Source organism: Stenotrophomonas sp. STEN008 (assembly GCF_056760435.1).
This window is the reverse complement of the sequence record NZ_JBRRET010000005.1, coordinates 131,505-156,608: the sequence shown is the minus strand read 5'-3', so window position 1 is coordinate 156,608 and position 25,104 is coordinate 131,505. Positions and strand designations below refer to the sequence as shown.

General features: G+C 68.3%; 24 protein-coding genes. All 24 read right to left on the bottom strand.

The features are described from left to right. Window positions 1-2 precede the first annotated feature (2 nt). Window positions 3-1,016, bottom strand: coding sequence for a flagellar motor protein MotD (gene motD, locus ACVOME_RS04515; protein WP_053520059.1), 1,014 nt, complete (start codon window positions 1,014-1,016; stop codon window positions 3-5). A gap of 1 nt (window position 1,017) precedes the next feature. Further along, window positions 1,018-1,758: a flagellar motor protein gene (locus tag ACVOME_RS04510; RefSeq protein ID WP_053520060.1), complete on the bottom strand. Its 741-nt coding sequence runs from the start codon at window positions 1,756-1,758 to the stop codon at window positions 1,018-1,020. A gap of 101 nt (window positions 1,759-1,859) precedes the next feature. Beyond that, window positions 1,860-3,686, bottom strand: a complete 1,827-nt coding sequence (locus ACVOME_RS04505) for a chemotaxis protein CheA (protein ID WP_262218021.1) — start codon at window positions 3,684-3,686, stop codon at window positions 1,860-1,862. Window positions 3,687-3,688: 2 nt separating this feature from the next. After that, window positions 3,689-4,294 (bottom strand): protein phosphatase CheZ, encoded by a 606-nt coding sequence (locus tag ACVOME_RS04500; protein WP_053520062.1) that lies wholly within the window; start codon window positions 4,292-4,294, stop codon window positions 3,689-3,691. Further along, window positions 4,294-4,686, bottom strand: coding sequence for a chemotaxis response regulator CheY (gene cheY, locus ACVOME_RS04495; protein WP_053520063.1), 393 nt, complete (start codon window positions 4,684-4,686; stop codon window positions 4,294-4,296). The genes ACVOME_RS04500 and cheY overlap by 1 nt, the downstream gene beginning before the upstream one ends. 57 nt (window positions 4,687-4,743) lie before the next feature. Then, window positions 4,744-5,487, bottom strand: coding sequence for an RNA polymerase sigma factor FliA (locus tag ACVOME_RS04490; protein WP_053520064.1), 744 nt, complete (start codon window positions 5,485-5,487; stop codon window positions 4,744-4,746). Then, a complete protein-coding gene (locus ACVOME_RS04485) occupies window positions 5,484-6,371 on the bottom strand; it encodes a MinD/ParA family ATP-binding protein (RefSeq protein WP_053520065.1) in 888 nt (295 codons plus the stop codon). The genes ACVOME_RS04490 and ACVOME_RS04485 overlap by 4 nt, the downstream gene beginning before the upstream one ends. Next, complete coding sequence (gene flhF / locus ACVOME_RS04480; protein WP_460256537.1) at window positions 6,358-8,010, bottom strand: flagellar biosynthesis GTPase FlhF; 1,653 nt, start codon at window positions 8,008-8,010, stop codon at window positions 6,358-6,360. The genes ACVOME_RS04485 and flhF overlap by 14 nt, the downstream gene beginning before the upstream one ends. Window positions 8,011-8,155: 145 nt before the next feature. After that, window positions 8,156-10,261, bottom strand: a complete 2,106-nt coding sequence (gene flhA / locus ACVOME_RS04475) for a flagellar biosynthesis protein FlhA (protein ID WP_065176156.1) — start codon at window positions 10,259-10,261, stop codon at window positions 8,156-8,158. Further along, entirely contained in the window at window positions 10,258-11,388 is a 1,131-nt protein-coding gene (gene flhB / locus ACVOME_RS04470; protein ID WP_065176157.1) for a flagellar biosynthesis protein FlhB, read from the bottom strand. Before flhB ends, flhA begins: the two co-directional genes overlap by 4 nt. Window positions 11,389-11,472: 84 nt before the next feature. Next, window positions 11,473-13,707, bottom strand: a complete 2,235-nt coding sequence (locus ACVOME_RS04465; protein ID WP_481504781.1) for a CocE/NonD family hydrolase — start codon at window positions 13,705-13,707, stop codon at window positions 11,473-11,475. A 72-nt stretch (window positions 13,708-13,779) separates the two neighbouring features. Beyond that, complete coding sequence (locus ACVOME_RS04460; protein WP_459040380.1) at window positions 13,780-15,912, bottom strand: putative bifunctional diguanylate cyclase/phosphodiesterase; 2,133 nt, start codon at window positions 15,910-15,912, stop codon at window positions 13,780-13,782. A gap of 163 nt (window positions 15,913-16,075) precedes the next feature. Continuing rightward, the gene (gene fliR / locus ACVOME_RS04455; RefSeq protein ID WP_053519606.1) at window positions 16,076-16,867 is read right to left on the bottom strand and encodes a flagellar biosynthetic protein FliR; all 792 of its coding nucleotides are present in this window, start codon (window positions 16,865-16,867) and stop codon (window positions 16,076-16,078) included. Between the two features lie 13 nt (window positions 16,868-16,880). Beyond that, window positions 16,881-17,150: a flagellar biosynthetic protein FliQ gene (locus tag ACVOME_RS04450; RefSeq protein ID WP_053519605.1), complete on the bottom strand. Its 270-nt coding sequence runs from the start codon at window positions 17,148-17,150 to the stop codon at window positions 16,881-16,883. Between the two features lie 93 nt (window positions 17,151-17,243). Next, window positions 17,244-18,026 (bottom strand): flagellar type III secretion system pore protein FliP, encoded by a 783-nt coding sequence (gene fliP / locus ACVOME_RS04445; protein ID WP_053519604.1) that lies wholly within the window; start codon window positions 18,024-18,026, stop codon window positions 17,244-17,246. Window position 18,027: 1 nt separating this feature from the next. Next, on the bottom strand, window positions 18,028-18,435 hold the full coding sequence (fliO, locus tag ACVOME_RS04440) for a flagellar biosynthetic protein FliO (protein WP_053519603.1): 408 nt from the start codon (window positions 18,433-18,435) through the stop codon (window positions 18,028-18,030). Beyond that, entirely contained in the window at window positions 18,432-18,767 is a 336-nt protein-coding gene (fliN, locus tag ACVOME_RS04435) for a flagellar motor switch protein FliN (RefSeq protein ID WP_053519602.1), read from the bottom strand. Before fliN ends, fliO begins: the two co-directional genes overlap by 4 nt. Beyond that, window positions 18,764-19,768: a flagellar motor switch protein FliM gene (fliM, locus tag ACVOME_RS04430; protein WP_065176161.1), complete on the bottom strand. Its 1,005-nt coding sequence runs from the start codon at window positions 19,766-19,768 to the stop codon at window positions 18,764-18,766. The genes fliN and fliM overlap by 4 nt, the downstream gene beginning before the upstream one ends. A gap of 10 nt (window positions 19,769-19,778) precedes the next feature. Beyond that, window positions 19,779-20,297 (bottom strand): flagellar basal body-associated FliL family protein, encoded by a 519-nt coding sequence (locus ACVOME_RS04425; RefSeq protein ID WP_053519600.1) that lies wholly within the window; start codon window positions 20,295-20,297, stop codon window positions 19,779-19,781. A 240-nt stretch (window positions 20,298-20,537) separates the two neighbouring features. Further along, window positions 20,538-21,629: a flagellar hook-length control protein FliK gene (locus ACVOME_RS04420; protein ID WP_481504780.1), complete on the bottom strand. Its 1,092-nt coding sequence runs from the start codon at window positions 21,627-21,629 to the stop codon at window positions 20,538-20,540. Further along, a complete protein-coding gene (fliJ, locus tag ACVOME_RS04415) occupies window positions 21,626-22,093 on the bottom strand; it encodes a flagellar export protein FliJ (RefSeq protein WP_065183030.1) in 468 nt (155 codons plus the stop codon). Before fliJ ends, ACVOME_RS04420 begins: the two co-directional genes overlap by 4 nt. 3 nt (window positions 22,094-22,096) lie before the next feature. After that, complete coding sequence (locus tag ACVOME_RS04410) at window positions 22,097-23,482, bottom strand: FliI/YscN family ATPase (protein WP_053519597.1); 1,386 nt, start codon at window positions 23,480-23,482, stop codon at window positions 22,097-22,099. After that, window positions 23,479-24,120 carry a FliH/SctL family protein gene (locus tag ACVOME_RS04405; protein WP_053519596.1) on the bottom strand — a complete coding sequence of 214 codons (642 nt, stop codon included), beginning with the start codon at window positions 24,118-24,120 and terminating at the stop codon, window positions 23,479-23,481. Before ACVOME_RS04405 ends, ACVOME_RS04410 begins: the two co-directional genes overlap by 4 nt. Next, window positions 24,117-25,103, bottom strand: coding sequence for a flagellar motor switch protein FliG (gene fliG, locus ACVOME_RS04400; RefSeq protein WP_053519595.1), 987 nt, complete (start codon window positions 25,101-25,103; stop codon window positions 24,117-24,119). The genes ACVOME_RS04405 and fliG overlap by 4 nt, the downstream gene beginning before the upstream one ends. Window position 25,104: the final 1 nt, after the last annotated feature.

Genomic DNA, 25,104 nt, shown 5'->3' with positions numbered 1-25,104 from the left:
GTTTACTCCTTCATTGCCGGGGGAGCGGCGGCGCCGACACGGCTGCCAGCCGGCACCGGTGGCAACTGCACCGGTGCGATGGGGGACGGGGAGGGCACTGTGGCGGGTGTTGCCGCAGGCCCGGCGGACGGGTCGGCCGCGCCGTTGGCGGCGTTCAGGCGCTGGCCCAGCGGGTCGACCGAGTGCGAGGTGTCGGCCAGGATGATGACCATCACCCTCCGGTTGCGGTTGCGACCCTGCGCACTGTCGTTGTCCTCGCGCGGGCGGAACTGGCCGTAGCCGACCATGGCCAGACGCGAAGGCTGCAGGCCCTGGTCGGCGAACAGGTGGACCACGCTGGCGGCCCGCGCGGCCGACAGTTCCCAGTTGGAGGGGAAGGTGGCGGTGGCGATCGGCACGTTGTCGGTGTGGCCTTCCACCCGCACGCTGTTGGGTACGTCGCGCAGCACACCGGCCAGGCTGGACAGCGTCCCGCGCGCGTGCACGTCCAGCGCCGCCGAGCCGGTCGGGAACAGGATGTCGCTGTTGATCTCCACTTCGATCCACAGCTCGGTGCGGCGCACGCTGATCATGCCGCGCTCGATCAGCGGCGACAGCGCGGCGGTCAACCGGTCGGCGATGCTGCTGAGCTGGCGCTCGGCACGGGCGATCTGCTGCTGGTCGTGCACCGAGACCGGCATGCGCATCTGCGAGGCCATGGCCGGCAGCAGGGTAGGGTCGTGCGAGGGTGCCGGTGCGGACGGGCCGATCTTGGTGCCGGACTTGATCACCGAAGGACTGTCCCAGCCGCCCCCCTGCACCTGCTTGTTGCCGACCTGCACCGGATTGATGGTGCGCGGCGCGCCACCAAAGGCATCGGTGAGCGCATCGGCCATGATCCGGTACTTGCCTTCGTTGATCGAGGAGATCGCATACATCACCACGAAGAAGGCCAGCAGCAGCGTCATCAGATCGGCATAGGGGATCGCCCATGCTTCATGGTTGGCGTGCTCTTCGTGGTGTCTGCGGCGGGCCATGTCAGTGCAGGAAGCCGGACAGGTTGGTTTCGATGTTCCGCGGGTTCTCGCCCTGCGCGATCGAGATCAGGCCTTCGATGACCATCTCGCGGTCGCGGCTGTTGTGGGCGATCACTCCCTTCAGCTTGGCGGCGATCGGCAGGAACAGCAGGTTGGCCGACGCGATGCCGTAGATGGTGGCGGTGAAGGCGGCGGCGATGCCATGCCCCAGCTTGCTGGGGTCGGCCAGGTTCTTCATGACGGCGATCAGGCCCAGCACCGCACCGATGATGCCCAGCGTCGGCGCATAGATGCCCATGCCCTCGAAGACCTTGGCAGCGGCCTGGTCACGGTGTTCCTGGCTGCCCAGCTCGATCTCCAGCATGTGCCGGATCGATTCGGGCTCGACGCCGTCGACCAGCAGCTGCAGGCCTTTGCGCAGGAACGGATCCTGCTGCGCTTCCACCTGCGCTTCCAGGCCCAGCAGGCCCTGGCGGCGGGCGATGTTGCTCCACTCGACGATCTGCTGGATCAGCTCGCGACGATCGCTGTGCGGCGGGCGCACGACCCAGCGCACGATCCGGAAGGCATGCCTGAATACGGCGGGTGCGGTGTGCAGCAGGATCGCGGCGATGGTGCCGACGATGACGATCACGAACGCCGCAGGCGACCACAGGGACGCCAGTCCGGCGCCCTTGAGGATGCTGCCGCCGACCAGCGAGGCCAGGGCGAGAAAGAGTCCGATGAGGCTGAGTCTATCCATGGGTCCGGTATCGGCGTGTGTGAATGGGACTTGAGACACCGGTCGATCGCGTACAGACGGTAGTCACAGTTTCTGGTTCGCCGGGCCATGCCCGGCGAGCGTCATCGCAGGCCATCCACGTCGAGGATGAGGGCCATCCGGCCATCACCGATCAGCGTCGCACCGGCGTAGCCGCGCAGGCCGCGCAGGGCCTTCGGCAATGGCTTGATGACCACTTCCTCGCGCCCACGGACTTGGTCCACGACCAGGCCGAAGCGCGCCTCGCCGGCCTGCAGCACCACGATGGTGAGCAGCGCCGAGGCGGCGGGCGTCACATCCAGCCACTGGCGCAGATCGACCAGCGGCAGGGTGTGCGAGCGACGATCCAGCACCGCCCGGCCATCGAACCAGCCCAGCGAGGTGCGCGGTGCATGCAGCACTTCCATCACGCGCGCCAGCGGCAGCGCATAGACGTCCTCGCCGGCCTGCACCAGCAGGGTTGGCAGGATCGCCAGGGTCAGCGGCACGCGGATCAGGAAACGGCTGCCCCGGCCCAGTTCCGACTGGATCTGGATCTGCCCACTGAGCTCGCGGATGCGCGACTGCACCACATCCATGCCGACGCCGCGGCCGGAGATGTCGGTCACCTGCTGCTTGGTGGAGAAGCCGGGCAGAAACACCAGGTGCAGACATTCCTCGCTGCTCAGCCGGGCCGCCGCCTCCGGGTCGATCAAGCCCTTTTCGCGTGCTTTCGCGCGCAGTTTTTCCGGATCGATGCCGGCGCCATCGTCCTGCACCTCGATGCTGACGTAGTCGCCTTCCTGCTGGGCCGACAGACGCACGTGGCCCATGCGTGGCTTGCCCTGTGCTTCGCGCAGATCGGGCATCTCCACACCGTGGTCGATGGCGTTGCGGACCAGGTGCACCAGCGGGTCGGCCAGGGCCTCGACCAGGTTGCGGTCAAGCTCGGTTTCGGCGCCGACCAGCTCCAGGTCCACTTCCTTCTTCAGCGAGCGGGCAACATCGCGGGCGACCTTGGGGAAGCGCGAGAACACCTTGCCGACCGGTTGCATGCGCGTGCGCATCACTGCCGACTGCAGGCGCGCGGTGGCGATGTCCAGGGTCGACACGGCGCGGTCCAGTTCCTCGTCGCGCAGGCGCGCACGCAGGGTCTTGAGCCGGTTGCGCGACAGCACCAGCTCGCCGATCAGGTTGACGATCGCATCCAGCCGCTTGGTATCCACGCGCACGGTGTGCTCGGCCTCGGCCACCGGCTTGTTGGCCGCGGGCTTGGCCGCGGCGGCCGCGGGGCGCGGTGCGGGCAGTGCAGGCGCCGGCGGGGCAGTCACGGGTTTCGCGCCCGGGGCGGCGCCGCCGTGCAGCTGGTCAAGCAGGGCTTCGAACTCATCCTCGCTGATCAGGCCATCGTCGGCCTTGGCCGGCGTCGCCACCGCGGTGGGGGCGTTGCTGCCGTGCAGCTGATCGAGCAGGGCCTCGAACTCGTCGTCGGTGATCAGGTCACCGGCAGCGGGCGCGGCCGCTGCGGGAGCGGCGGCGGCCGGCGCAGCAGCGCCGTGCACGTCGAACTGGGCGATCAGGTCCGGCGGGGCATAGCCGGGTTCGTTGCCGGAAGACACGGCATCCAGCATCGATTGCAGGTAGTCCAGGGATTGCTGTGCGGCATCGAAGTGATGCGGCTGCAGCACCGCCTGGCCAGCGCGGGCGGCGCCCAGTGCCTCTTCGGCGGCATGGCACAGCTCGACCATGGCGGTGATGCCGAGGAAGCCGGCGCCGCCCTTGAGCGTGTGATAGCCACGGAACACGGCGTTGAGCTGGTCGGCGTCCTGCGGCGCCTGTTCCAGCGACACCAGCTGTTCGCCGAGGCGATCCAGGATTTCCTGTGCCTCGATGATGAAATCGGCGGTGATGTCGTCGGATACCGCGCTCATGCTTACAGTCCCAGGTCCGACAACAGGTCGTCGGCGTCGTTCTGAGAGACCGCGTGACGGTCCAGTCCCTTCAGTGCCGGTCCGGCCAGCGCCGGATCGGTGCGATGCTGCTCCGGTGGCAGGCCCAGCGCGCCAAAGCCTTCGTGCACGCGGCGGACGATGCCGACCACGCGACGGATGATCTGTCCGGTCAGGTCCTGATAGCTCTGGGTCAGGGCAATCTCGGTCAGGTTGTGGCGGATGCGTTCCAGCTGCGCATCCTGCCCCGGCTGCAGGCCTTCGGCGCGCAGCTGTTCGGTGAGGCTGCGGCACTCTTCGGCCAGGTCCAGGGTGCGGTGCGTGGCCTGTTCGGTCATCGCCACCACATGGTCCAGGCGCGCGCAGGCGTCGTCCAGCTCGCCCGCCTCGCTGGGGACGGTCGGCAGTTCGCCCAGGGCCTGGCCCAGTTCGCGGGCCAGCCGTGACAGGCCGCTCATCATCGGCTGCGTGCGTGCGGCCACCAGGGCATCGATGCGCTGGCGCCAGGCGCTCTCGTCGCCGGATTCGAGCGCGTCGAGGGCTTCCTGCAGGCGCAGGGCGAGGGCGTTCTTGTCGACCGTGGCGTCCATCAGGCGCTGGCCGCCAGGCGTTCGAAGATCTTGCCCAGTTTCTCTTCCAGCGTCTGCGCGGTGAACGGCTTGATGATGTAGCCGTTCACGCCGCTCTGCGCCGCTTCGATGATCTGCTCGCGCTTGGCCTCGGCGGTGACCATCAGGACCGGCAGGGTCTTGAGCTTGGCATCGGCGCGGATCGCCTTGAGCAGCTCGATGCCGGTCATCACCGGCATGTTCCAGTCGGTGACCACGAAGTCGAACGGCTGGCTCTGCAGCATCGACAGTGCGGCATGCCCGTCCTCGGCTTCGGCGGTGTTGGTGAAGCCCAGATCGCCCAGCAGATTCTTGACGATGCGGCGCATGGTCGAGAAGTCGTCGACGATCAGGATGCGCATGTTCTTGTTCAAAGCGGAGTTCCTTTGTTGTTCAGTCGCCCGCGGTGGCCGTGGCCGCCGCAGGCATGTTCATTCTTCAAGCCCGGCATCCGCGGCCTCGAAGATCTTCAGCCGGCCGCGCAGGCGCAGCACGGCCTGGCCGTGGATCTGGCAGACGCGCGATTCGCTCACGCCGAGCACCGCGCCGATCTCCTTCAGGTTCAGCTCCTGCTCGTAGTACAGCGAGAGCACCAGCTGTTCGCGTTCGGGCAGATGGCCGATGGCCTTGCCCAGTTCGCGGCCGAATTCGCCACGTTCCAGGACCTGCTGCGGTGTGGGTCCGCCCTGGGCGACGGTGTCCAGTTCGCCCTGGTCTTCGATGCGCGATTCCAGGCTCAGCACCTGGCCGCGCGAGGCGTCCTCCATCAGCCGCAGGTATTCGGGCAGTGGCATGTCCATGGCCGCCGCCACCTCGGTGGCACTGGCTGCACGGCCCGTGGTCTGCTCCAGGCGGCGGATGGTGGCGGCCGCATCGCGGGCGCGCCGATGCACCGATCGCGGTACCCAGTCGCCGCGGCGGATCTCGTCGATCATCGAGCCGCGGATGCGGATCGAGGCATAGGTCTCGAACGAGGCACCCTGGTCGGCGTCGTAGCTGCGCGAGGCTTCGATCAGGCCCATCATGCCGGCCTGGATCAGGTCGTCCACTTCGACGCTGGCCGGCAGGCGTGCGGCCAGGTGATGGGCGATGCGCCGCACCAGGTCCGAGTGCTGGGCGATGACCTCGGTCGCCGCCGAGCGCTGGACTTCCCTGTACTGGGCCGCGCCTTTCATGCTGCCACCCCGCGTTGCTTGAGGATGCGCTCGAGGAAGAATTCAACGCCACCGCGTGGCTCGGTGGGGGCCTGCCAGCGGGCGGTGCGACGGGCGATCTCGGTGATCGCCAGCGCCGCCGGGCTGGATGGATAGGCCTTCACCACCGGCTGCTGGCGCTGCACCGACAGGCGCAGCCAGTCATCCTGCGGCACGCAGCCCAGGTAGTTCAGCGAGACATCGGCAAGGAACTTCTCGCAGACCCGGGTCAGCTTTTCATACAGCACGCGGCCCTCGTTGGGGTCGCGCACCATGTTGGCCACCACCTGGATGCGGTCCACGCCGCGCTCGCGCGACAGCACCTTGATCAGTGCGTAGGCGTCGGTGATCGAGGCCGGCTCGTCGCAGACCACGACAACGGTGTCCTGTGCGGCCTGGCAGAAAGTCAGTACGCCATCGGTGATGCCGGCGGCGGTGTCCACCACCATGATGTCCAGCTCGCGTTCCAGTTCGGAGAACACGTTCACCAAGCCGATGTGCTCGGCCGGGGCCAGCTCGGCCATGTGCCGCCGACCGGACGCGGCCGGCACCACCAGCACGCCGTTCGGACCTTCGACGATCACGTCTTCCAGCGAGCAGCGGCCGGCGACCAGATCCGCCAGGGTGTGGGTGGGATTCAGGCCCAGGATCACGTCGATGTTGGCCAGGCCCAGGTCGGCGTCGAGCAGCAGCGTGCGCTTGCCCATGCCGGCCAGCGCCACGGCCAGGTTGGCCGAGACGTTGGTCTTGCCGACGCCGCCCTTGCCGCCGGTCACGGCGATGGTGCGCACAGGGCCGAGCGGCTCGCTGCGGGTGGCCGACAGCGGGAAGGTCTTGGTCAGCTTGGCGTACTCACGCGACGGCATGGTTCAACTCCGGGTTGCAGGGCATATCGGCCGCTCGGCGCAAATCTTCAAGGCGAAGTACAAGATTGGCCGCGCTGGCCCGGTGCAGGTCGTCCGGAACGTCCTGGCCATCGGTCACCCAGGTGATCGGCAGCGCGTGGTCTACCGCCACTGACAGGGCGTTGCCGAAGCGGCCGGTCTCATCCAGCTTGCTCAGCACCAGGCCCTGCAGGTTGGCCGAGCCGAAGCGGCGCACCACCTCGTCCATGTCGCCAAAGCTGGTATTGGCCGGCAGCACCAGCAGAGTGCGGACCTGGCGGGCGGCACGCAGCCACTGCAGCTGCGCGGCCAGGGCGCGGTCACGCGGGCCCAGGCCGGCGGTATCGATCAGCACCAGCTTGTAGTCCTTCAGCCGCTCCAGCAGCTGGTCCAGGTCGGTACCGCTGTTGGCTTCATGCACCGCGATGCCGAGCTGGCGGCCATAGCCGTACAGCTGCTCGCGGGCACCGATGCGCAGCGTGTCGGTGGTGACCAGGGCCACATCGCGCGGCGCGTGCTTCTCGGCGAAGCGCGAGGCGAGCTTGGCGATGGTGGTGGTCTTGCCGGCCCCGGTCGGACCGACCAGAGCGATCACGCCGCCTTCTTCCAGCGGATCGACCGGCGCGATCGGCAGCCTGCGCGAGATCAGGCCCAGCATCAGCCCGCGGCCCCGGTGGGCTTCGGTTTCCAGCGGTATCTGCATGGCCACATCGCGGGCCAGCCCGGCATCGAATCCGTACTCGTCCATCAGGTCCAGGGCGGTCGCCCGCACCGGGCAGCCGCGCAGGCGCTCGTCGGTGAAGCGGTTCATCTCGCGCTCGATGACCTGGCGCATGCCGGCCACTTCGTGGCGCAGCTGGCGGATCTCGGCATCGTCCTGTGCAACCACCGTCAGTACCGGCGTCGGGGCAAGGAGCGGCGCCGGGGCCGGCGCGGTCTCCGCTTCAGCGGCAGCGGCAGGGGCTGGCGTGGTCTCGGCAACGTCCTGCGCGTACGGCGGCTCGGGGTGCACGGACTCGGCCTGCGCAGTGGCCGCAGCGGTGATCGGCAGCGGCGGCGGCAGAACTGCCGGCGCGGGGGATTCGTGATGCTCGTCCTGCGGCGGGTCGATCAGGAAACGGGCGCGGTTGGCGGGCGCCGGTGCGGGAGCCACGACGGCGCTCGCGAACGGCGCGAAGATCTGCTCCGGCAGTGCCGGATCGTTGACGGTGGCACGCGCCAGGGTGGCAGCGAAGCCGGAACTGCCGCGGGTGGGCACGATCTCGTCCGCACTGTCCAGGGTGCGGCCGGTGGCACCGACGGCCGCGCGGGCGAGGGCGGCCACGGCCGATGTGGTGGCCGTCACCGGCTGCTGGGCCGGTGTCGCGGAGCGGCGACGGGTGACCGCGGCGATCACTGCATCCGCGGCGGTGCGCGGTTTCGGCGGCGGCGGAGCCAAGTCGCGCCGCGAGGCTTCCAGCGCGCGTTGCACCGCGCTCTCGTCATAGTTGGCTGCGGCGACGATCTCGACGCCTTCCTCGATCCGGCGGTTGGACAGGATCACAGCATCGGGACCATGTTCCTTGCGCACCAGGTTCATGGCCGAGCGCATGTCGGCGGCGACGAATCGTTTGATTTTCATGCTGTGGTCACGGGACGGGGACGGCGGGGTGGGGGTGGGAGAACGCGGGTGGTCGGTGGTCTGCACGGAACGGGTTCCCCTTGGCATCTGTCTGTTGCGGTGGTTCGAAGGTGGTGTCTGTTTTCTGACGCATCGGTGGGCGGCGTCAGCTGATCGTTCCGACCAGCTTCAGGCGCTTGTCCTCCGGCACTTCGCTGTACGCCAGTACCGACAGCGACGGAACGCTGTGACGGACCAGGCGTGCCAACGCGGCACGTACCGGGCCGGGAACCAGCACGACCGCGGGCTCGTTGCGGGCTTCCTGCTTGCTGACACATTCGGCCAGACTCTGATGCAGTCGCTCGGCAAGCCCGGGTTCCAGCGCGGCGCCGTTGCCCTGCGTGGACTCCTGCAAGACGCGTTCCAATTGCGGGTTGAGGGTGAACACCGGCAGCTCCGCCGACATTCCGGCGATCTCCTGCACGATGAAGCGGCCGAGCGCGGTGCGCACTGCGGCGGTGAGCGTGGCCGGGTCTTGGCTGGACGGCGCGTGCTCCACCAGTGCTTCGGCGATCTTGCGCAGCTGGCGGATCGGAATGCGTTCCACCAGCAGGTTCTGCAGCACCCGCACCACGGCCGACAACGGCAGCGCCTTGGGCGTCAGATCTTCGACGAGCTTGGGCGCGCTCTTGGCGAGGTTGGCCAGCAGGTGCTGCACCTCTTCGTGGCCCAGCAGCTCCGGCGCATGCTCGCGGATCAGGTGGGAAAGATGGGTGGCGACCACGGTGGCCGGGTCGACCACGGTGTAGCCCATGGTTTCGGCCTGGGCGCGCTGGTGCGGCTGGATCCAGGTAGCGTCCAGGCCGAAGGCGGGATCCTTGCCGGCGATGCCGTCCAGCGGGCCGAGCGCACTGCCGGGGTCCAGCGCCAGTTCGCGGTCGGGATGGATCTCGGCGGTTGCCACCGGCACGCCATGTACCAGCACGCGGTAGCCGTTGGCCGGCAGTTCCAGGTTGTCGCGGATGTGCACGGATGGAATCAGGAATCCCACGTCCTGGGTCAGCTTGCGCCGCACGCCCTTGATGCGTGCCATGAGTTCGCCGCCCTGATTGCTGTCCACCAGCGGAATCAGCCGGTAACCGACCTCCAGCCCCAGCGGGTCGACCGGGCGCAGTTCGTCCCAGCTCAGTTCCGCGGTGGGGGCCGGCGCCGCCGGTCGGCCCAGCGCACTGACCGCGCCGGGGTCGCTGCCGGCAGCGTCGCTCGGGGCCGGGGCCTGTCCCTTCCGGTACAGCTTCCAGGCGATGAAGCCGAGAATGGAGGCAAGCGTCAGGAAAGCGACGTTGGGCATGCCGGGCACCAGGCCGACCAGGCCGATGATGCCGGCCGTGATGGCCAGGGCACGGTACTGGCCGAACACCTGGCCGGTCATCGCCTGTGCCATGTCCTGCGAGCGCGAGGCACGGGTGACCAGCATCGCCACTGCGCTGGAAACCAGCAGGGCCGGCAGCTGCGCCACCAGACCGTCACCGATGGACAGCAGGGTGTAGGTCGCAGCGGCATCGCCGAACGGCATGCCATGCTGCAGCACGCCCACGGCGAGGCCACCGAGCATGTTGATGAACAGGATCAGGATGCCGGCAATCGCATCACCCCGGATGAACTTGCTGGCGCCGTCCATCGCGCCATAGAAGTCGGCTTCCTCGCGGACCTCCTCGCGGCGCAGCTTGGCTTCTTCGCGCGTCAGCAGGCCGGCGTTGAGATCGGCATCGATGGCCATCTGCTTGCCGGGCATGGCGTCGAGGATGAAGCGCGCGGTCACTTCCGAGACACGGCCGGCGCCCTTGGTGATGACCACGAAGTTGATGATGGTCAGGATGGCGAACACCACGATGCCGACCGCATAGTTGCCGCCGATCACGAATTCACCGAACGCGGCGATGACCTTGCCAGCCGCGTCGTGGCCGTTCTGGCCATTGAGCAGGATGACGCGGGTGGAGGCCACGTTCAGTGCCAGCCGCAGCATGGTGGTGACCAGCAGCACGATCGGGAAGATGGTGAAATCCAGCGGGCGCTTCACGTACACCACCGCCAACAGCACCATCAGCGAGATGGCGATGTTGAAGGTGAACAGCGCATCGAGCACGGGCGCCGCCAGCGGCACCACCACCATCGCCAGCAGCGCCAGCACGATCAGCGGTGCGCCGAGGCCTTGGCGGATCATCTCCAGCAGCCGGCGGGTGTTGAATCCGGACGAGGCCTGCGCGCTCATGCCCGGCCTCCCTTGCCGAATTCATCCACCTCGATGTGCGGGGCGCCCGGCATCGGGCCGGTGCGCCAGGCGCGCAGCTGGTAGACGTAGGACAGGACCTGGGCCACGGCCGAATACAGTCTCACGGGGATTTCCTTTCCGAGTTGGCCTTCCCGATACAAGGCGCGTGCCAAAGGCGGGGCGGAGACGATGGCGACCTTGTTGCCATCGGCGACTTCACGGATGCGCAGGGCGGTCTCGTCCACGCCCAGCGCCACCACGGTGGGCGCGTTCATGGCGCCGCCCTCGTACTTCAGGGCCACGGCGTAGTGGGTCGGGTTGACCACCACCACGTCCGCGGTGGGCACCGCTTCCATCATCCGGCGGTTGGCCATCTGCTGCTGCAGCTGGCGGATGCGGCCCTTCACCTCCGGGCTGCCTTCGCTTTCCTTCATTTCCCGCCGCAGTTCCTCGCGGGTCATCTTCAGCTTGCGCATCCAGTTCCAGCGCTGGTACGGCGCGTCGATCGCCGCCAGCACCAGCATTGCCCCGGCGGTGGCCAGCAGCAGTCGCAGGGTGAAGCCCAGGCCATCGGTGATGGCGGTTTCCAGTGGGTGGTGGATCAACCCGCGCAGGGTGTCGAAGCCGCCCCACACCACCAGTCCGGCGGCGACGCCCACGAACGCCACGCGCAGCAGTGACTTGGTGAATTCAGCGATGGCTTCCGGCCCGTACAGACGTTTGAGGCCGGTCAGCGGGTTCAGCCGATTGATGTCGGGCATCATCGCTTTGGCCGACCAGCGCAATCCGCCCATCACCAGCGGGGCGACGAAGCTGGCCAGCAGGCAGACCAGCACCAGCGGGGTGATCACCAGCATGAACTGCAGCAGCAGGTCGCCAAAGTGGCCGAACAGTTCCTTCGGGTTCTGCCGCAGCCCCTGCTCGGGACTCAACGCCTGTTTCATCCATTGCGTGGCACCACGGCCGATCGAGCCGCCCATGGCCATCACCGCCAGCACGCCGCCACCGAACACCGCGGCGGTCCCCAGTTCGCGGGAACGCGGCAGGTTGCCCTGTTCCCGGGCCTCGCGCAGGCGTTTTTCGGTGGGTTGTTCGGTCTTTTCGCCGGCGGATTCGTTCTCGGACATCACGGGCACTGCGGCAGGGGATGCCGGGCTGCCTGCAAGAACTGTTCCGCGGCGTGTGGTTCACCGCCGGGGCAACGCCCGACGCTAGCCGGGCAGGGCCGGCCGCAGCGGGATGCTCAGCGTGCTGTCGCTGTGCCAGTCCACCTGCAGGGGCTCACCGGCATCGGCGGCTGACTCGTCGCTGACATCGCGTCCGGTGCCGTGGTTCACCTGGTGCATGGCGTCCTTGAGCACGTCCACCTTCACCAGCAGCCGGCTGCCCGCGCCCACACGGCGGGCGACCATGCGGGTGCGATCGAAGGGCAGGTCGGTCCATCGCCCCGGCACCAGCAGCTGCCGCGTGGTCGGGTCGCGTACGTGGCTGGCCCGGCCGACGTAGTAGGACAGCTGCATCCGGCGCCCATCGGGCAGCAGCTCGTACAGGGTGACCGTGAAGTCCATGTCGCGCTTGTTGATGCGGACCTTCAGATCGCCCGAGAAGCGTCCGATCAGGTCCATCGGTGCTGGGAAGGGCTCGGAGAGGAAGGTCAGTGCCGTGTCCGACTCGTCCCCGGCGGCCACGATCGGGAACGGATAGTAGCCATGCCGGACCTCCGTGCGGTCAGCGAGGTCCACCGTCTGCCGCAGTGTTCCCGGCGTTGGCCGCTGTTCCTGCAACGGGTGATGGTCGCCCTCAGCGGCTGCCGACAGGTAGTACGTGCGGTGGCCGCCCGCAGCGGCATCAAGGGTGGCTGCATGCCCCCAGGTGTTGCTGCCCATCAGCTGGAAGTTGACCTGGTCGGCCAGAAGCGCCGGGCGCGGGGCACCGCGAAGTACGTGGTCCAGCCACTGGAAGGTCAGCGCAGGCGTATCGAACTGCGCGACCGGGTCCACCGTGTAGCCGCGCAGCTGCATCGGCTTGCTGGCGGCCTGGGCACCGCCGTGGTCATACGGCCCGATCAGCAGGACATGATCGGCGTCCGGCCGGTAGCGCATGTGATCGGTGAAGTACTGCAACGCGGAAATCTGGCCGTCGTCGTAGTAGCCGGTAATGGTCAGCACCGGAATGCGGATGTCCCTGAAGTCTTCGGCGTACGGCACCATGGCCTGCCAGTAACCATCATAGGCCGGGTGGGCGAGCCAGCGCTGCAGCCAGCGATTGGGGGTGCCGTCGATCTGGTCGATCTGCCGGTACGGCCGGCCGGAGGCATACCAGCGGCCGGGCAGCTGTGACCACCGGTCCTGCTGCCCATAGGTGTCGGTATCCAGCATCGGGCCATTGGCCACGTAGAAGGCCCAGCCGTAGTTGGCGCTGAGGAATACGTTGTTCTCCATCGGCAGGCCCTGGCCCGGAATGGCAGCCACGTAGGGCACGATGGTCTTCAGTGCCGGATGGTGATGGCGCGCTGCCGCCCATGCGGTGAATCCTTCATAGCTGCCGCCATACATGGCGACCCGACCGTCGCTCCAGGGCTGGCGGCTGACCCAGTCGATCGCGGCATTGGCGTCCACCCCGTCGTGTTCGTAGGGGGCGATGGTGCCGGTACCCTGACCTTTTCCGCGTGCGTCGACCACGATGCCGGCGTAGCCGTGGGCTGCGGCCAGCAGCATCTTCAGACGGTTCTTGGGCGGGTCGGTGTAGATGGTGAACAGCATGGCCGTCGGCAGCGGCGCGGACGCGCTGCGGGGCCGTGCCAGCTGTGCGGACAGCACCACCCCTTCGGCCACGGGGATACGCACTCCGCTGTCGATCACGAAGCGGCGTTGCTGTTCTGCGTCAAGCAGTGCAGGGGCGAGTGCCGCAGCCAGGGTCTGCGCGCGCAACACAGCCTGCAGACGCACCAGCTCCAGCGCGGCTGACTGCGGCACGGTGGCGGCATCGGCCTGTGCCGCAAGCGCCTGCGTCAGCTGCGCCTGTACCGCAGCGGGAGGCAAGGCAAGCGCTGCATCGGCCTGCACGGCGGCAACATCATCCAGGCCAGCAAAGGCCGAATGGAAGGCGCGCGAATACGCTTCCGCATCCCGCGCGCCAGTGCTTGCCAGCAGCATCGGCATCCAGCGCTGGGCCGCCGCGCCATCGCCGGCAGCGGCCAGCGTCGCGCGCAGCTTCTCGATCATGGTGCGTGCCTCGGCGTAGCGACCCGTGGCCAGCAGCGCATGGCAGCGCTGTGCATCGGTCAGCGTTGCCGACTGCAACAGCTTCGTACCCAGCGCCTGCAGTGCCGTATCCACCTGTGCTGGCGGCGCATCGCGGGGCAGTGACCACCGCAGATCGCTGGCGGCCACGCCGGTGCAGGTGAGCGCCAGCAGCAGGCCAGCAAGAAGAGCGCGTAAGGTCACGGGGTGTTCCTTGCAATGGCGGGCGCGTGGCCATCATACGGTGGGTGGCCGCCCGCCGCGGAGAGTCCGACCTTACCCTGGCGGGGCCGGTGGGGGCGGGGTCTGCGCCAGCTCCACCCGTGGCCGCGGCAGGTCGTGCAGTTGCATGAAACGGCCCGCATCGACCGGGCGGCCGAGCAGGTAGCCCTGCAGGTAATCGCACCCCAGCCGCTCAAGGTAGGCACGCTGGGCAGCCGTTTCCACGCCCTCGGCAACAATGTCCATGTCCAGTGCATGGCCCAGCGCCACGATCGCCGATACGATCACCACGTCCTCCGCGCTGTGTTCGAGATCGCGCACGAAGGCGTGGTCGATCTTGATCTCGGTGGCCGGCAGGCGCTTGAGGTACAGCAGACTGGAATAGCCGGTGCCGAAATCGTCGATGGAGATGCCGACCCCCAGCACCGACAACGCCTGCAGCAGCCGCAAACTGGTGTCGGTGTCGCGCATCACGGTGCTTTCGGTGATCTCCAGCACCAGGTTGCGCGGCGTGATGCGATGCCGCTCGATCACGTCGCGCACATCGCGCAGCAGGTGCGGCGAGCTGAACTGGACCGGCGACAGGTTGACCGATATCGACCAGCCCTCGTGGCCGGCGTCGTGCCAGTGCCGCAGTTGCAGGCACGCCTGGTCCAGCGCCCAGCGGCCGATCTCGTTGATCGCGCCGCTGCGCTCGGCCAGGCGGATGAAGCGATCCGGTGGAATCAGGCCCTGTTCCGGATGACGCCAGCGGATCAGCGCCTCGGCGCCGGCGACCTTCTGGGTGGCCACGCGGATCTTCGGCTGGTAGTGCAGGAACAGCTGTTCGCTGCCGATCGCCCGGCGCAGGTCGGCCAGCAGGCGGAACTGCTGTTCGGCGCTGTCGTTCATCCAATCCGCGAACAGGACAAAGGAGTTTCGGCCGGATTCCTTGGCCTGGTACATCGCAGCGTCGGCGAAGGCCATCAGCTGGCGTTCGCTGGCGGCGTGGTCGGGGCAGATGGCGATGCCGATGCTGGCAGTCACCTGCAGTTCGTTGTCGGGCAGCAGCGGGCCGCTTCCCACCGCCTGCAGGATGCGCCGGGCCAGGGTCGGTAGATCCTCGTCATGGTCGATGCGCACCACCAGCACGAACTCGTCGCCGCCCAGCCGCGCCAGCAGGTCGTTCGGCCGCAGCAGCTGGCGGGTGCGCTCGGCGACGGCCACCAGCAGGGCATCGCCGGCCTGGTGGCCATAGGCATCGTTGACCTGCTTGAAGCCATCCAGGTCCATGAACATCACCGCGAAGCGGCTGCCGCCCTGTTCGGCTTCGGCCAGTGACTGCACGATGCGCCGTTGCAGCAGCAGCCGGTTCGGAAGGCGGGTCAAGGGGTCGTGCAGCGCGGCCTGGGTCAATTCCTCCTGCGCATCCGTCAGCGAGGTGCTCAGCATCGCGTTGCGAAGGCGCAGCAGCTGCGCTTCCACCCGCTGGTCCAGCCAGGACACCACCAGCACCACCGCCAGGATCGCGACGGTCAGCACCACCACCAGCATCGCCAGCCAGGTGCTCTGCAGGCCATCGCCCACCGCAGCGCCGCAGATGCTGCCCTGTGGAAAGCGTGCGGCGGCCATGCCGGTGTAGTGCATGCCCACGATGGCCAGACCGAGCAGGGCGGCGGCGGCCAGCCGGTCACCGACCCGGGTGCGCTGCGCGCGCAGGCGGAAGGCGACGTAGAGGGCGGTCCAGGATGCAGCGACCGCAACCAGCAGCGACAGCAGCAGCCAGCCCGTGTGGTAGTCGATGCCGGGTTGCATGCGCATCGCGGCCATGCCGACGTAATGCATGCCGGCGATGCCGGTGCCCATCAGCAAGGCGCCCCCTGCCAGGCGTGGATGTGGCAGGGTGGGCAGCGAGACCAGCCAGAGCGCGAACACCGACGAGGCGATGGCCAGGGCGAGCGACAGCAGGGTGATCGGCAGGTCGTAGCCCAGCGGAATGGGCAGGTCGAAGGCCAGCATGCCGATGAAGTGCATCGACCAGATGCCCAGGCCCATCGCGAAGCCGCCACCGAGCCGCCACCACCAGGTCGCGCCCCTGCCGGGTGCCGTGACCGTGCGTCCGGCCATCGCCAATGCCGTGTAGGAAGCCATCACGGCCACCAACAGCGAGACTGCCACCAGCCATGCGTTGTACGTGCCTACCAGCATTCGTCAGTCTCCCGGACCTGCCTGTCGACGGAAACTACGGTGGGGCATGCATGTGGCAGGCAGCCAGAAGCGGCCGCCAGGTGCGGCATCCCCCCGGTTGCCGCGTATTCACTCTAACGCGCGTCCCCCGGGGGACGGCAAGCAGCAAAGCGTGATGGAAGCGTCAGTGTGTGACCGCATCCGCAGCCTGGAACGCCGCATCGAACAGTCGTTGCACCGGCGGCCCCATTTCGCCGGCCAGCAGGACCAGCAGGAACAGGCCCAGCAGCAGCGACACCGGCAGCCCGAGCTGGATCGGATTGAGCGCAGGTGCCGCACGGGCGAGCACGCCGAACGCCAGGTTCACCGCCAGCATCGCCACCGTCAACGGAATGGCCAGTGTCAACGCACCGCGCAGCACGGTCAGCAGGAACGTCGGGGCGATGCTGAAGAACGCGTGCGGATCGGGCAGCGGCGCACCGATCGGCAGTGCCCGGTAGCTGTCCACGACCAGCGAGATCAGCGCGAGGTGGCCGTTCGCGGTGAAGAACAGCAGGCCGAACAACAGGTAGAACCACTGCCCGATCACGCCGGAGGTGCCGCCGCGCAGGGGGTCGCTCATCTGCGCGAACGCCAGGCCGGTGCCCTGTGCCACCAGTTCGCCGGCCATCGCGCCAGCTTCGAACACCAGCCGCAGCAGGAAGCCGATGGCCACGCCGATGGCCAGCTCACGGGCGATGGTCAGCACGGTGGCCGCATCGAAGCCGGTCCACTCCGGCACGGGCGGCAGCAGCGGGGCGAGCGCGATGGCGAGGGTACCGGCCAGTACCACGCGGATCCGCGCCGGCACCGCACGGGTGCCGACCATGGGCATGGCCATGGCTACCGCGCCGATGCGCAGCATCGTCCACAGCACGGTGCCGATCATGCCGAAGGCCTGCAGGCCGTCGGCAGCCATCTGGGTGGCGGCATCCATCGCGGTGCGCGTCCTAGCCGATCAGGTGCGGAATGCGCTGGAACAGCAGCGTGGTGTATTCGACCAGATGGCCGATCAGCAGGCTGCCCAGGGCGAACAGCACGGCGGTCAACGCTGCCGCCTTGGCGACGAAGGCGATGGTGGGCTCATTGAGCTGGGTCGCGGCCTGCACGACACCGACCACCACACCTACCACCAGTACGGTCAGCAGCAGCGGGCCAGCCACCCACAGTACGGCAATCAGGCCGCCACGCAGTTCGGTCAGGGCAAGTTCGGGAGACATCGTCTTTCCATCGGTAGCGCCGGGTCCTGCCCGGCGGTGGTCAATGCGGCCGCCGGCAATGGCTGGCGGCCCCTGCAATCACGCCGGTCCGGGTCACGCCGGATTGAAGCTGGCCGCCAGCGTTCCCACCGTCAGCACCCAGCCGTCGACGAGCACGAACAGCAGGATCTTGAACGGTGCCGAGACCAGCATCGGTGACAGCATCATCATGCCCATCGACATCAGCACGCTGGCCACGACCAGATCGATGATCACGAACGGGATGAAGATCAGGAAACCGATCTCGAAGGCGGTCTTCAGTTCGCTGGTCACGAACGAGGCGACCAGGACCGGGAACGGGATCGCATCCGGGCTGGCGTAGGTGCCGTGCCCGGCGATGCCGGCGAAGGTCATCAGGTCGGTCTCGCGGATCTGCGCCAGCATGAAGCCGCGCAGCGGCTGGGTGGTCAGTGTCCACGCGGTCTGGAAGTCGATCTGGCCGTTGAGGTAGGGCGCCATTCCGCTGCTCCACGCCTTGTCCCAGGTCGGCATCATCACCATCGCGGTGAGGAACAGGGCCAGGCCCAGCAGCACCTGGTTGGACGGGGTCTGGCCGGTGCCCAGTGCCTGCCGCAGCAGGCCCAGCACGATGATGATGCGGGTGAACGAGGTCAGCACCAGCAGCATCGACGGGATCAGGGTGATCGCCGTCATCAGCAGCAGTGTCTGCAGCGGCAGGCTGACCGGCTGGCCACCGATCCTGCCCACGTTGACATCCGGCAGTGGCGTGGTCGGAGCAGCGCCCGGCGCGGCAAAGGCGAGCGCGGGCAGCAGGCACAGGGCAATCAGCAGCAGCCACGCGATCAGGGTAGCTGGACGGGTACGGATGACACGCATGTCAGGGGTCCTTGCGCAGCCGCTGCTGCAGCAGCTGGGCGAAATTCGGCAGGTTCTTCAGGTCCGGCACGCGCACCGGCGCGGGCGGCGGCAGCGGTTCGGAAAGGGTGTGCAGGGCGTTGATGCTGCCGGCGGTGACGCCCAGCAGCAGTTGTTGGCCGTTGACCTCCACCACCACGACGCGTTCCTTGGCGCCGACGCTGAGGCTGGCCACCAGCTTCATGCCGTCGGCCGGGCGGAAGCCGCTGCCGGGCAGGCGCTTCAGCAGCCAGCCCAGGCCGACCACCAGGGCCAGCACGGCCAGCAGCGCCAGCACCGCGCCGAACAGGCCCGGTGCCGAGGCCGCGTGCTGGCCGACCGGGGCGGCGGCCTTGCCGACGCCCAGCAGGGTGGACGCCAGCAGGCTCAACGCAGTCTCCGGATGCGTTCGCTCGGGCTGACCACATCGGTCAGGCGCACGCCGAAGCGGTCATTGATCACCACGACCTCGCCATGCGCGATCAGGGTGCCGTTGACGAATACGTCGAGCGATTCACCGGCGCCACGCTCCAGCTCCACCACCGAACCCTGGTTGAGCTGCAGCAGGTTGCGGATCGGCAGGCGGGCGCGGCCGACTTCCAGCGACAGGGTCACCGGCACGTCGAGGATCACGTCCAGATTCAGATCGACCCCGGAGGCCTCGTCGGCGTGCAGGGTGCCGAACTGGGCCGGAGTCGGTTCGAGGGCGTCGGTATCGTTCATTGCGGGTCTTCCTGGATGACGGGTACGCGCGGGCGGGTGCCCGGCGGATGGGTAGCAGTGATCTTCACGGCATTCATGCCGTTGGCGATGCCGAATTCGCCGGTGAACACCGGGATGTTCTCCACGCACAGCGGCACCTGCGGGCTCAGCTCGATCGGCAGGATGTCGCCGACCTTCAACCGGGTCAGGTCACGCAGGGTCATGCGCTTGCTGGCCAGCACGCTGGACAGGGTCACTTCGGCGATGTTGAGCTGCTCGCGCAGGGTCTGGCCCCAGCTTTCGTCGCGGTCGTTGCGATCGCTCTGGATGCCGGCATCGAGCAGCTCCCGGATCGGTTCGAGCATCGAGTACGGCAGGGTGACGTGGATGTCGCCGCCACCGCCGTCGAGCTCGACATGCAGGCGGCACACCACCACGTATTCGCGCGGGGTCACGATGTTGGCGAAGTGCGGGTTGATCTCCGAGTTGATGTACTCGAATTCCACGTCCATCACCGGTGCCCACGCTTCGCGCAGGTCGGCGAAGGTCTGCTTCAGCAGCAGATGGATCACGCGCATCTCGGTGGCGGTGAACTCGCGGCCTTCGATCCGGGTGGGGTAGCGCCCGTCGCCGCCGAAGAAGTTGTCGACGATGGCGAACACCAGGGTCGGCTCGAACACGATCAGGCCGGTGCCGCGCAGTGGCTTGAAACGGATCAGGTTCAGGTTGGTCGGCACATACAGCGAATGCATGTAGTCGTTGAACTTGATCAGCTCGATGCCGCGCACCGACAGTTCGGCCGAGCGCCGGATCAGGTTGAACAGGCCGATGCGCCACAGGCGCGCAAAGCGCTCGTGGACCATTTCCAGCGTCGGCATACGGCCGCGGATGATGCGGTCCTGGCTGGCGAAGTCGTATGAACGCGCTTCGCCGGAGGGCGGCTCCGGGTCGGTCTCGACCGCGCCGCTGTCCACGCCGTGGAGCAGGGCATCGATCTCGTCCTGGGACAGCAGATCATTCATCGGTGGGCCCTTACTGGGTCACGAAGCTGGTGAACAGCAGATCGTCGGCACCATTGCTGCCGGTCTCGGCCTTGAGCACCTTCTGCACCTCGGCCAGCGAATCGGCCTGCAGCTTCTTCTTGCCGGCGATATCGGCGATCTGTGCCGGCTCGACCTGCGAGAACAGCATCAGCAGTCGTGCACGCAGGGCCGGGGCGTGGGTCTTGATGGCCTCCAGCGCGGCCGGATCACGGGTCATCAGCTGCACTTCCAGCTGCAGGTAGCGCGGGCCGTCGATGGGACCATTGAGGTTGACCACGAACGCGGGCTCCAGCGCGAAGTACTGCGCCGGTGCCGGCGTGGCGTTCTTCTTCTTCGGCGCCTGGCTGGTCTTTTCTTCCTGCGTGGACTGGGTGAAGAACCACACGCCGCCACCGGCGGCAGCGGCAGCCAGTACGGCCACCAGCGCGGTGATCAGGATCGGACTGCGCGGCGTGCGGGCCTTGTCCTTTTCGACGTTCTTCTTGGTTTTGTCAGCGGCTGCGGCCACGAGGTGAAGCTCCTGAGGGTTGCTTCACCGGGATATGCAAGGGGTGTGCCGATGCACCGGGAACAGGGTGCGACGGAATTCCGTCGGGGTGCCGGTGGGGCCGTGCGGAGCAAGCTCCGCACCCACCAACGCGATGCTGGCAGGTGCCAACCACATCGCTCTGATGGGTGCCAGCCGCTCCGCTCTGGTGGGTGCCAACCGCTCCGCTCTGGTGGGTGCCAACCTTGGTTGGCACACCTGTCAGGCGTAGGCGTCCAGCAGGCCACGCTGGCGGATCAACGGGGTGGCCGGCAGGCTGGCATCACCCCGCGTCGGTTCTCCGTCACCCCGACCTGCCTCCTGCCCGGCCTGGCCGGCAGGTGCGCCACCGCCGCCCGACTGATGGCCGACATCGGCGTGGGCCAGCTGGAAGCCTTGTTCGCCCAGCAGTTCACGCAGGCGTGGCAGGCTGCTTTCCAGCGCCTGGCGGACATCCACGTGCGGGCTGCTGAAACTGGCGTGGACCTTGTCACCGTTGAGCTGCAGGCGTACGTCCACCGGCCCCAGATCGTCCGGGCTCAGTCGGATGTGGGCGTGGCCGATCTTCTGGTCGGCCAGCCAGCCCAGGCGGGCGCCAATGGCCTGGTCGAATCCATCGTCGCCAAGCACCGGCTTCGGCGTCGGTTCACCGTTGAAGACCGCGTTGCTGGACAGCGCCGCCTTCAGATCCTGCAGTGCGGCGGGCAGGGGCGCCTGCAGGGGTGCAGGCGGGGCACGATCACCCTGCAACGTGCTGTCGGTGTCACCGCTGCGCTCCAGCGCGGCGTCGCCCGTCGGCAGCACAGGCAGGGACAGTGCGCCGTCCTCACCATCGACGCCCGTGGCGGGTGACTGCACCACGGCGGCAGGCGACGCGGCAACCGGCGATGGGGGGGCGGTGGTCGCCGCCAGGGCCGGAGGCGCTGTGCCCGTTGCGGACGGTGGGACGCTGGCCGCAGGGTCGGCGGGCAGTGGGGTGGCCAGCACCAGCCCGGCCAGTCCAAATGGAGGCCAGGGCGCTTCGTCGGTTTCCGTCGTCGCGTCCTGGTCGGTCGCAGCCTTGCCGGCCGGTGGCGCAGCGGCCTCGCCCGTAGCCTGCTCGCTGGCGGGGGGCCGCACGCTGGCGGCGTCATCGCTGCCGGTGGCCGCAACGCCGGTCGGCGCGGGGCTGTCCGCGGGCGGGACGGTCGCACCGCCCTGCAGCAGCTGACCGAAGTCCTTGCCGCCTTCGCTGCGTGCCGTGCGCGACGGGCTGCTGCCCACGCCGGGCGGAGTGGCCGTCGTGCTGCTGCCCGAAAGCGCGGCGGGCGTCACGAACGGCCTCCGGTGTCTGCGCCGTCCTGGTCCTCGGCCTGCGCCAGGCGGGAGCGGCGCGCGCCGATGTCATCCATCTCGCGCTGGTCGCGGCGGTCTGTCACCACCTTTTCCTGTGCGCGATAGCTGGCGGCCAGCTGCTCCAGTACCGCCTTGTCGCGGCTGGCCAGGATCAGGCGCGCGCGTTCGGCTTCGACCTTCTCGCGGTTGCCGTCGACGGTGCGCTGCTGTTGCTCCACCGCACTGTCGAGGCGGTCAAGGAACGCACGCCGGTTCAACAGCTGGGCGGGACTGGTCGCGGCCATCTGTGCGTTGGCGTACTCCTCGGCATAACGTCGCAGTTCGTCCAGACGCGACAGGTGAGTGTCGAGAAGGCGCTGGCGCTCGGCCAGGTCGCGGGCGACCGCATCTTCATGTTCCTGTGCCCGCCTCAGCAGAGGGTCGATACGCTTGGACTGGTTCATCGCTTACACCTCGTTTTCCACCAGGCGCTGCAGCGCCGCCTGGCTGTGCGGGAGATCCGCGGCCTTGGCCACGTCCTGTCCCAGGAATTCCATGATTTCCGGCCAGCGTTCCAGGGCTTCGTCGGTGGCTGCGTCGTTGCCGCGCTGGTAGGCGCCGATGGCGATCAGGTCGCGGTTGGCCGAGTAGGCCGACACCAGCCGCTTGAGCTTGCGGATGCGCAGGCGCCACGGTTCGTCGGCGATTTCCGTGACCACGCGGCTGACGGACGATTCCACGTCGATGGCCGGGTACAGGCCGCTGTCCGCGACCCGGCGCGACAGCAGGATGTGGCCGTCGAGGATCGCGCGTGCGGCGTCTGCGATCGGATCCTGCGGATCGTCGCCTTCGGTCAGCACGGTGTAGAACGCGGTGATGGAGCCGCGCCCCTTGGCGCCGTTGCCGGCGCGTTCGACCAGCGCGGGCAGCTTGGCGAACACCGACGGCGGGTAGCCGCGCGTGGTCGGCGGTTCGCCCACCGACAGGCCGATCTCGCGCTGTGCCTGCGCGAAGCGGGTCAGCGAGTCCATCAGCAGCAGGACGTTCAGGCCCTGGTCGCGGAACCATTCGGCAATGGCGGTTGCACGGTAGGCGCCATGCAGGCGCGCCAGCGGTGGCCGGTCGGCCGGGCTGGCGACCACCACCGCGCGGCGCAGGCCTTCCTCGCCCAGCGTGGTTTCGACGAAATCGCGCACTTCGCGGCCGCGTTCGCCGATCAGCCCGACCACGATGACGTCGGCAGCGGTGTAGCGGGTCATCATGCCCAGCAGTGTCGATTTGCCGACGCCGGAGCCGGCGAACAGGCCGACACGCTGGCCACGGCCGATCGGCAGCAGTGCGTTGATGGCGCGCACGCCCACATCCAGTGGCTGGGTGATCGGCTCGCGCGCGAGTGGATTGATCGACACACCGGCCATGCCGACGTGGCCTTCGGCACGGATCGGGCCCTTGCCGTCCAGCGGCACGCCATCGCTGTCGATCACCCGGCCGAGCAGGCCTTCGCCCACTTCCACGCCGCCGCGCCGTGCCGATGGCACGACCCGCGCGTTGGGCAACAGGCCATGCAGTTCGGCGCTGGGCATCAGGTAGGTGCGCTCACCGGCGAAGCCGACCACTTCGGCATCCACCCAGCCACCGTCGACCACTTCGACCTTGCAGCTGGCCCCCAGCGGTGCTTCGCAGCCGACCGCTTCCAGGGTCAGCCCGACCGCGCGGCGCAGCACGCCTTCGCGGATCAGGCCACGGCCGTGTGCGGTGTCCACGCGCAGCCCGTCCAGGCGACGGGCCAAGCGTAGATTGCGGGCCAGGGCCCAGTCGGCCGCAGGCGGCGGCAGTGGCGTTTCGGCCGTCATGCGTTCGCTCCGGTCTGGCGGATCACTGCGTCCAGCGCGCCACGCAGGCGGGCTTCGAGAGTGCCGTCGATGCGCACGGCCTCGGCATGCACGCGCAGGTCGCCGCGGCTGAGGCTGGTGTCGGCAACCAGCCGCTGCTGCGGTGGCAGGGTGAGCAAGGGGGCGAGGGCAGCGATGTCGTCCGGGTGCAGGCGCACTTCCACTTCGCGCGTGCTGCCGCCGACCGCATCGATGGCTTCGCCGACCAGCTGTGCCAGCAGCGCCGGTTCGGCCTCGTAGGCGCGACCGACCAGGGCACCGGCGATGCGGACCGCCAGCTCTCCCAGCGCACCGACCACCTCGTTCTCCAGGCGGACCAGCGGGCGGCTGAAGTTGTCCAGGATGCCCTCGATCTGCGCGGCAAGCCGGCGCACCTCGGCCTGGCCCTGGCCATAGCCCTCCGCATGGCCGTGCTGGAAGCCTTCCTTCTCGGCACTGTCCTGGATGGCCTGTATCTCTTCCAGGGTCGGCAACTGCAGCGGCGGTTCCGGCTCGTGCTCCGGATCCGGCCCGGCGTGCCCGGACGCGTCCTCCTGTTCCAGCACGGGTTCCGGCTGGGCCAGCAGGTCAGGGGCGAGCCAGCGCACGACCGTGCTCACAGCATGGCCTCCGCGCTGCCGCCGATGGTGATGGTGCCTTCATCGGCCATGCGCTTGACGATGGCCAGGATCTCGCGCTGCGCGCCTTCCACGTCGGACAGACGCACCGGCCCACGGGCCTCCATGTCCTCCAGCAGGATCTCGGCGGCACGCTGGGACATGTTGCGGGTGATCTTGTCGCGGACCTTGATGTCGGCGCCGCGCAGGGCCAGTCCCAGCCGCTCGCCGCTGACTTCGCGCAGCACCAGCTGCATCTCGCGGTCGTCCAGATCCACCAGGTCGTCGAACACGAACATCAGGTCCTGGATGCGGCCACTCAAGGGCGCGTCGATGCGTGCGATCTCGCCCAGGATCGCCTGGTCCTGGCCGCTGTCCATGAAGTTGAGGATGTTGGCCGCGCACTGCACGCCGCCGATGTTGGATGACTTCAGGTTCTGGTTGCCGGCGAACTGGCGCTCCATGATCTCGTTGAGTTCATTGAGTGCGTTCGGCGGAATGCCATCGAGGGTGGCGATGCGCAGCAGCACGTCCACGCGGGTGCGGTCGGGCAGCAGTTTCAGCGCATCGGCGGCCTGGTCGGTTTCCAGGTGGGCCATGACGATGGCGATGATCTGCGGGTGCTCGTTGCGGACCAGGTCGGCGACCGCACGCGGATCCATCCACTTCAGCGCATCCAGGCCGGTGGTGTTGCGGCCCAGCAGGATGCGATCGATCAGGTTGCCGGCCTTCTCGCTGCCCAGTGCCTGCACCAGCATGTTGCGGATGTAGTCGTCCGACCCCACGCCCAGCGAGGTCTTGGAGCCCAGCTCCTGGCCGAACTGGTCCATCACCCGTTCCACCTGTTCGCGGGTGATGTCGGACATGGTGGCCATCGCGATGCCGATCTTCTGGACTTCCTTGGGTTCCATGTGACGCAGCACTTCGGCCGCGTCCAGTTCACCCAGCGACAGCAGCAGCACGGCGGCGCGCTGCACTCCGGTCAGC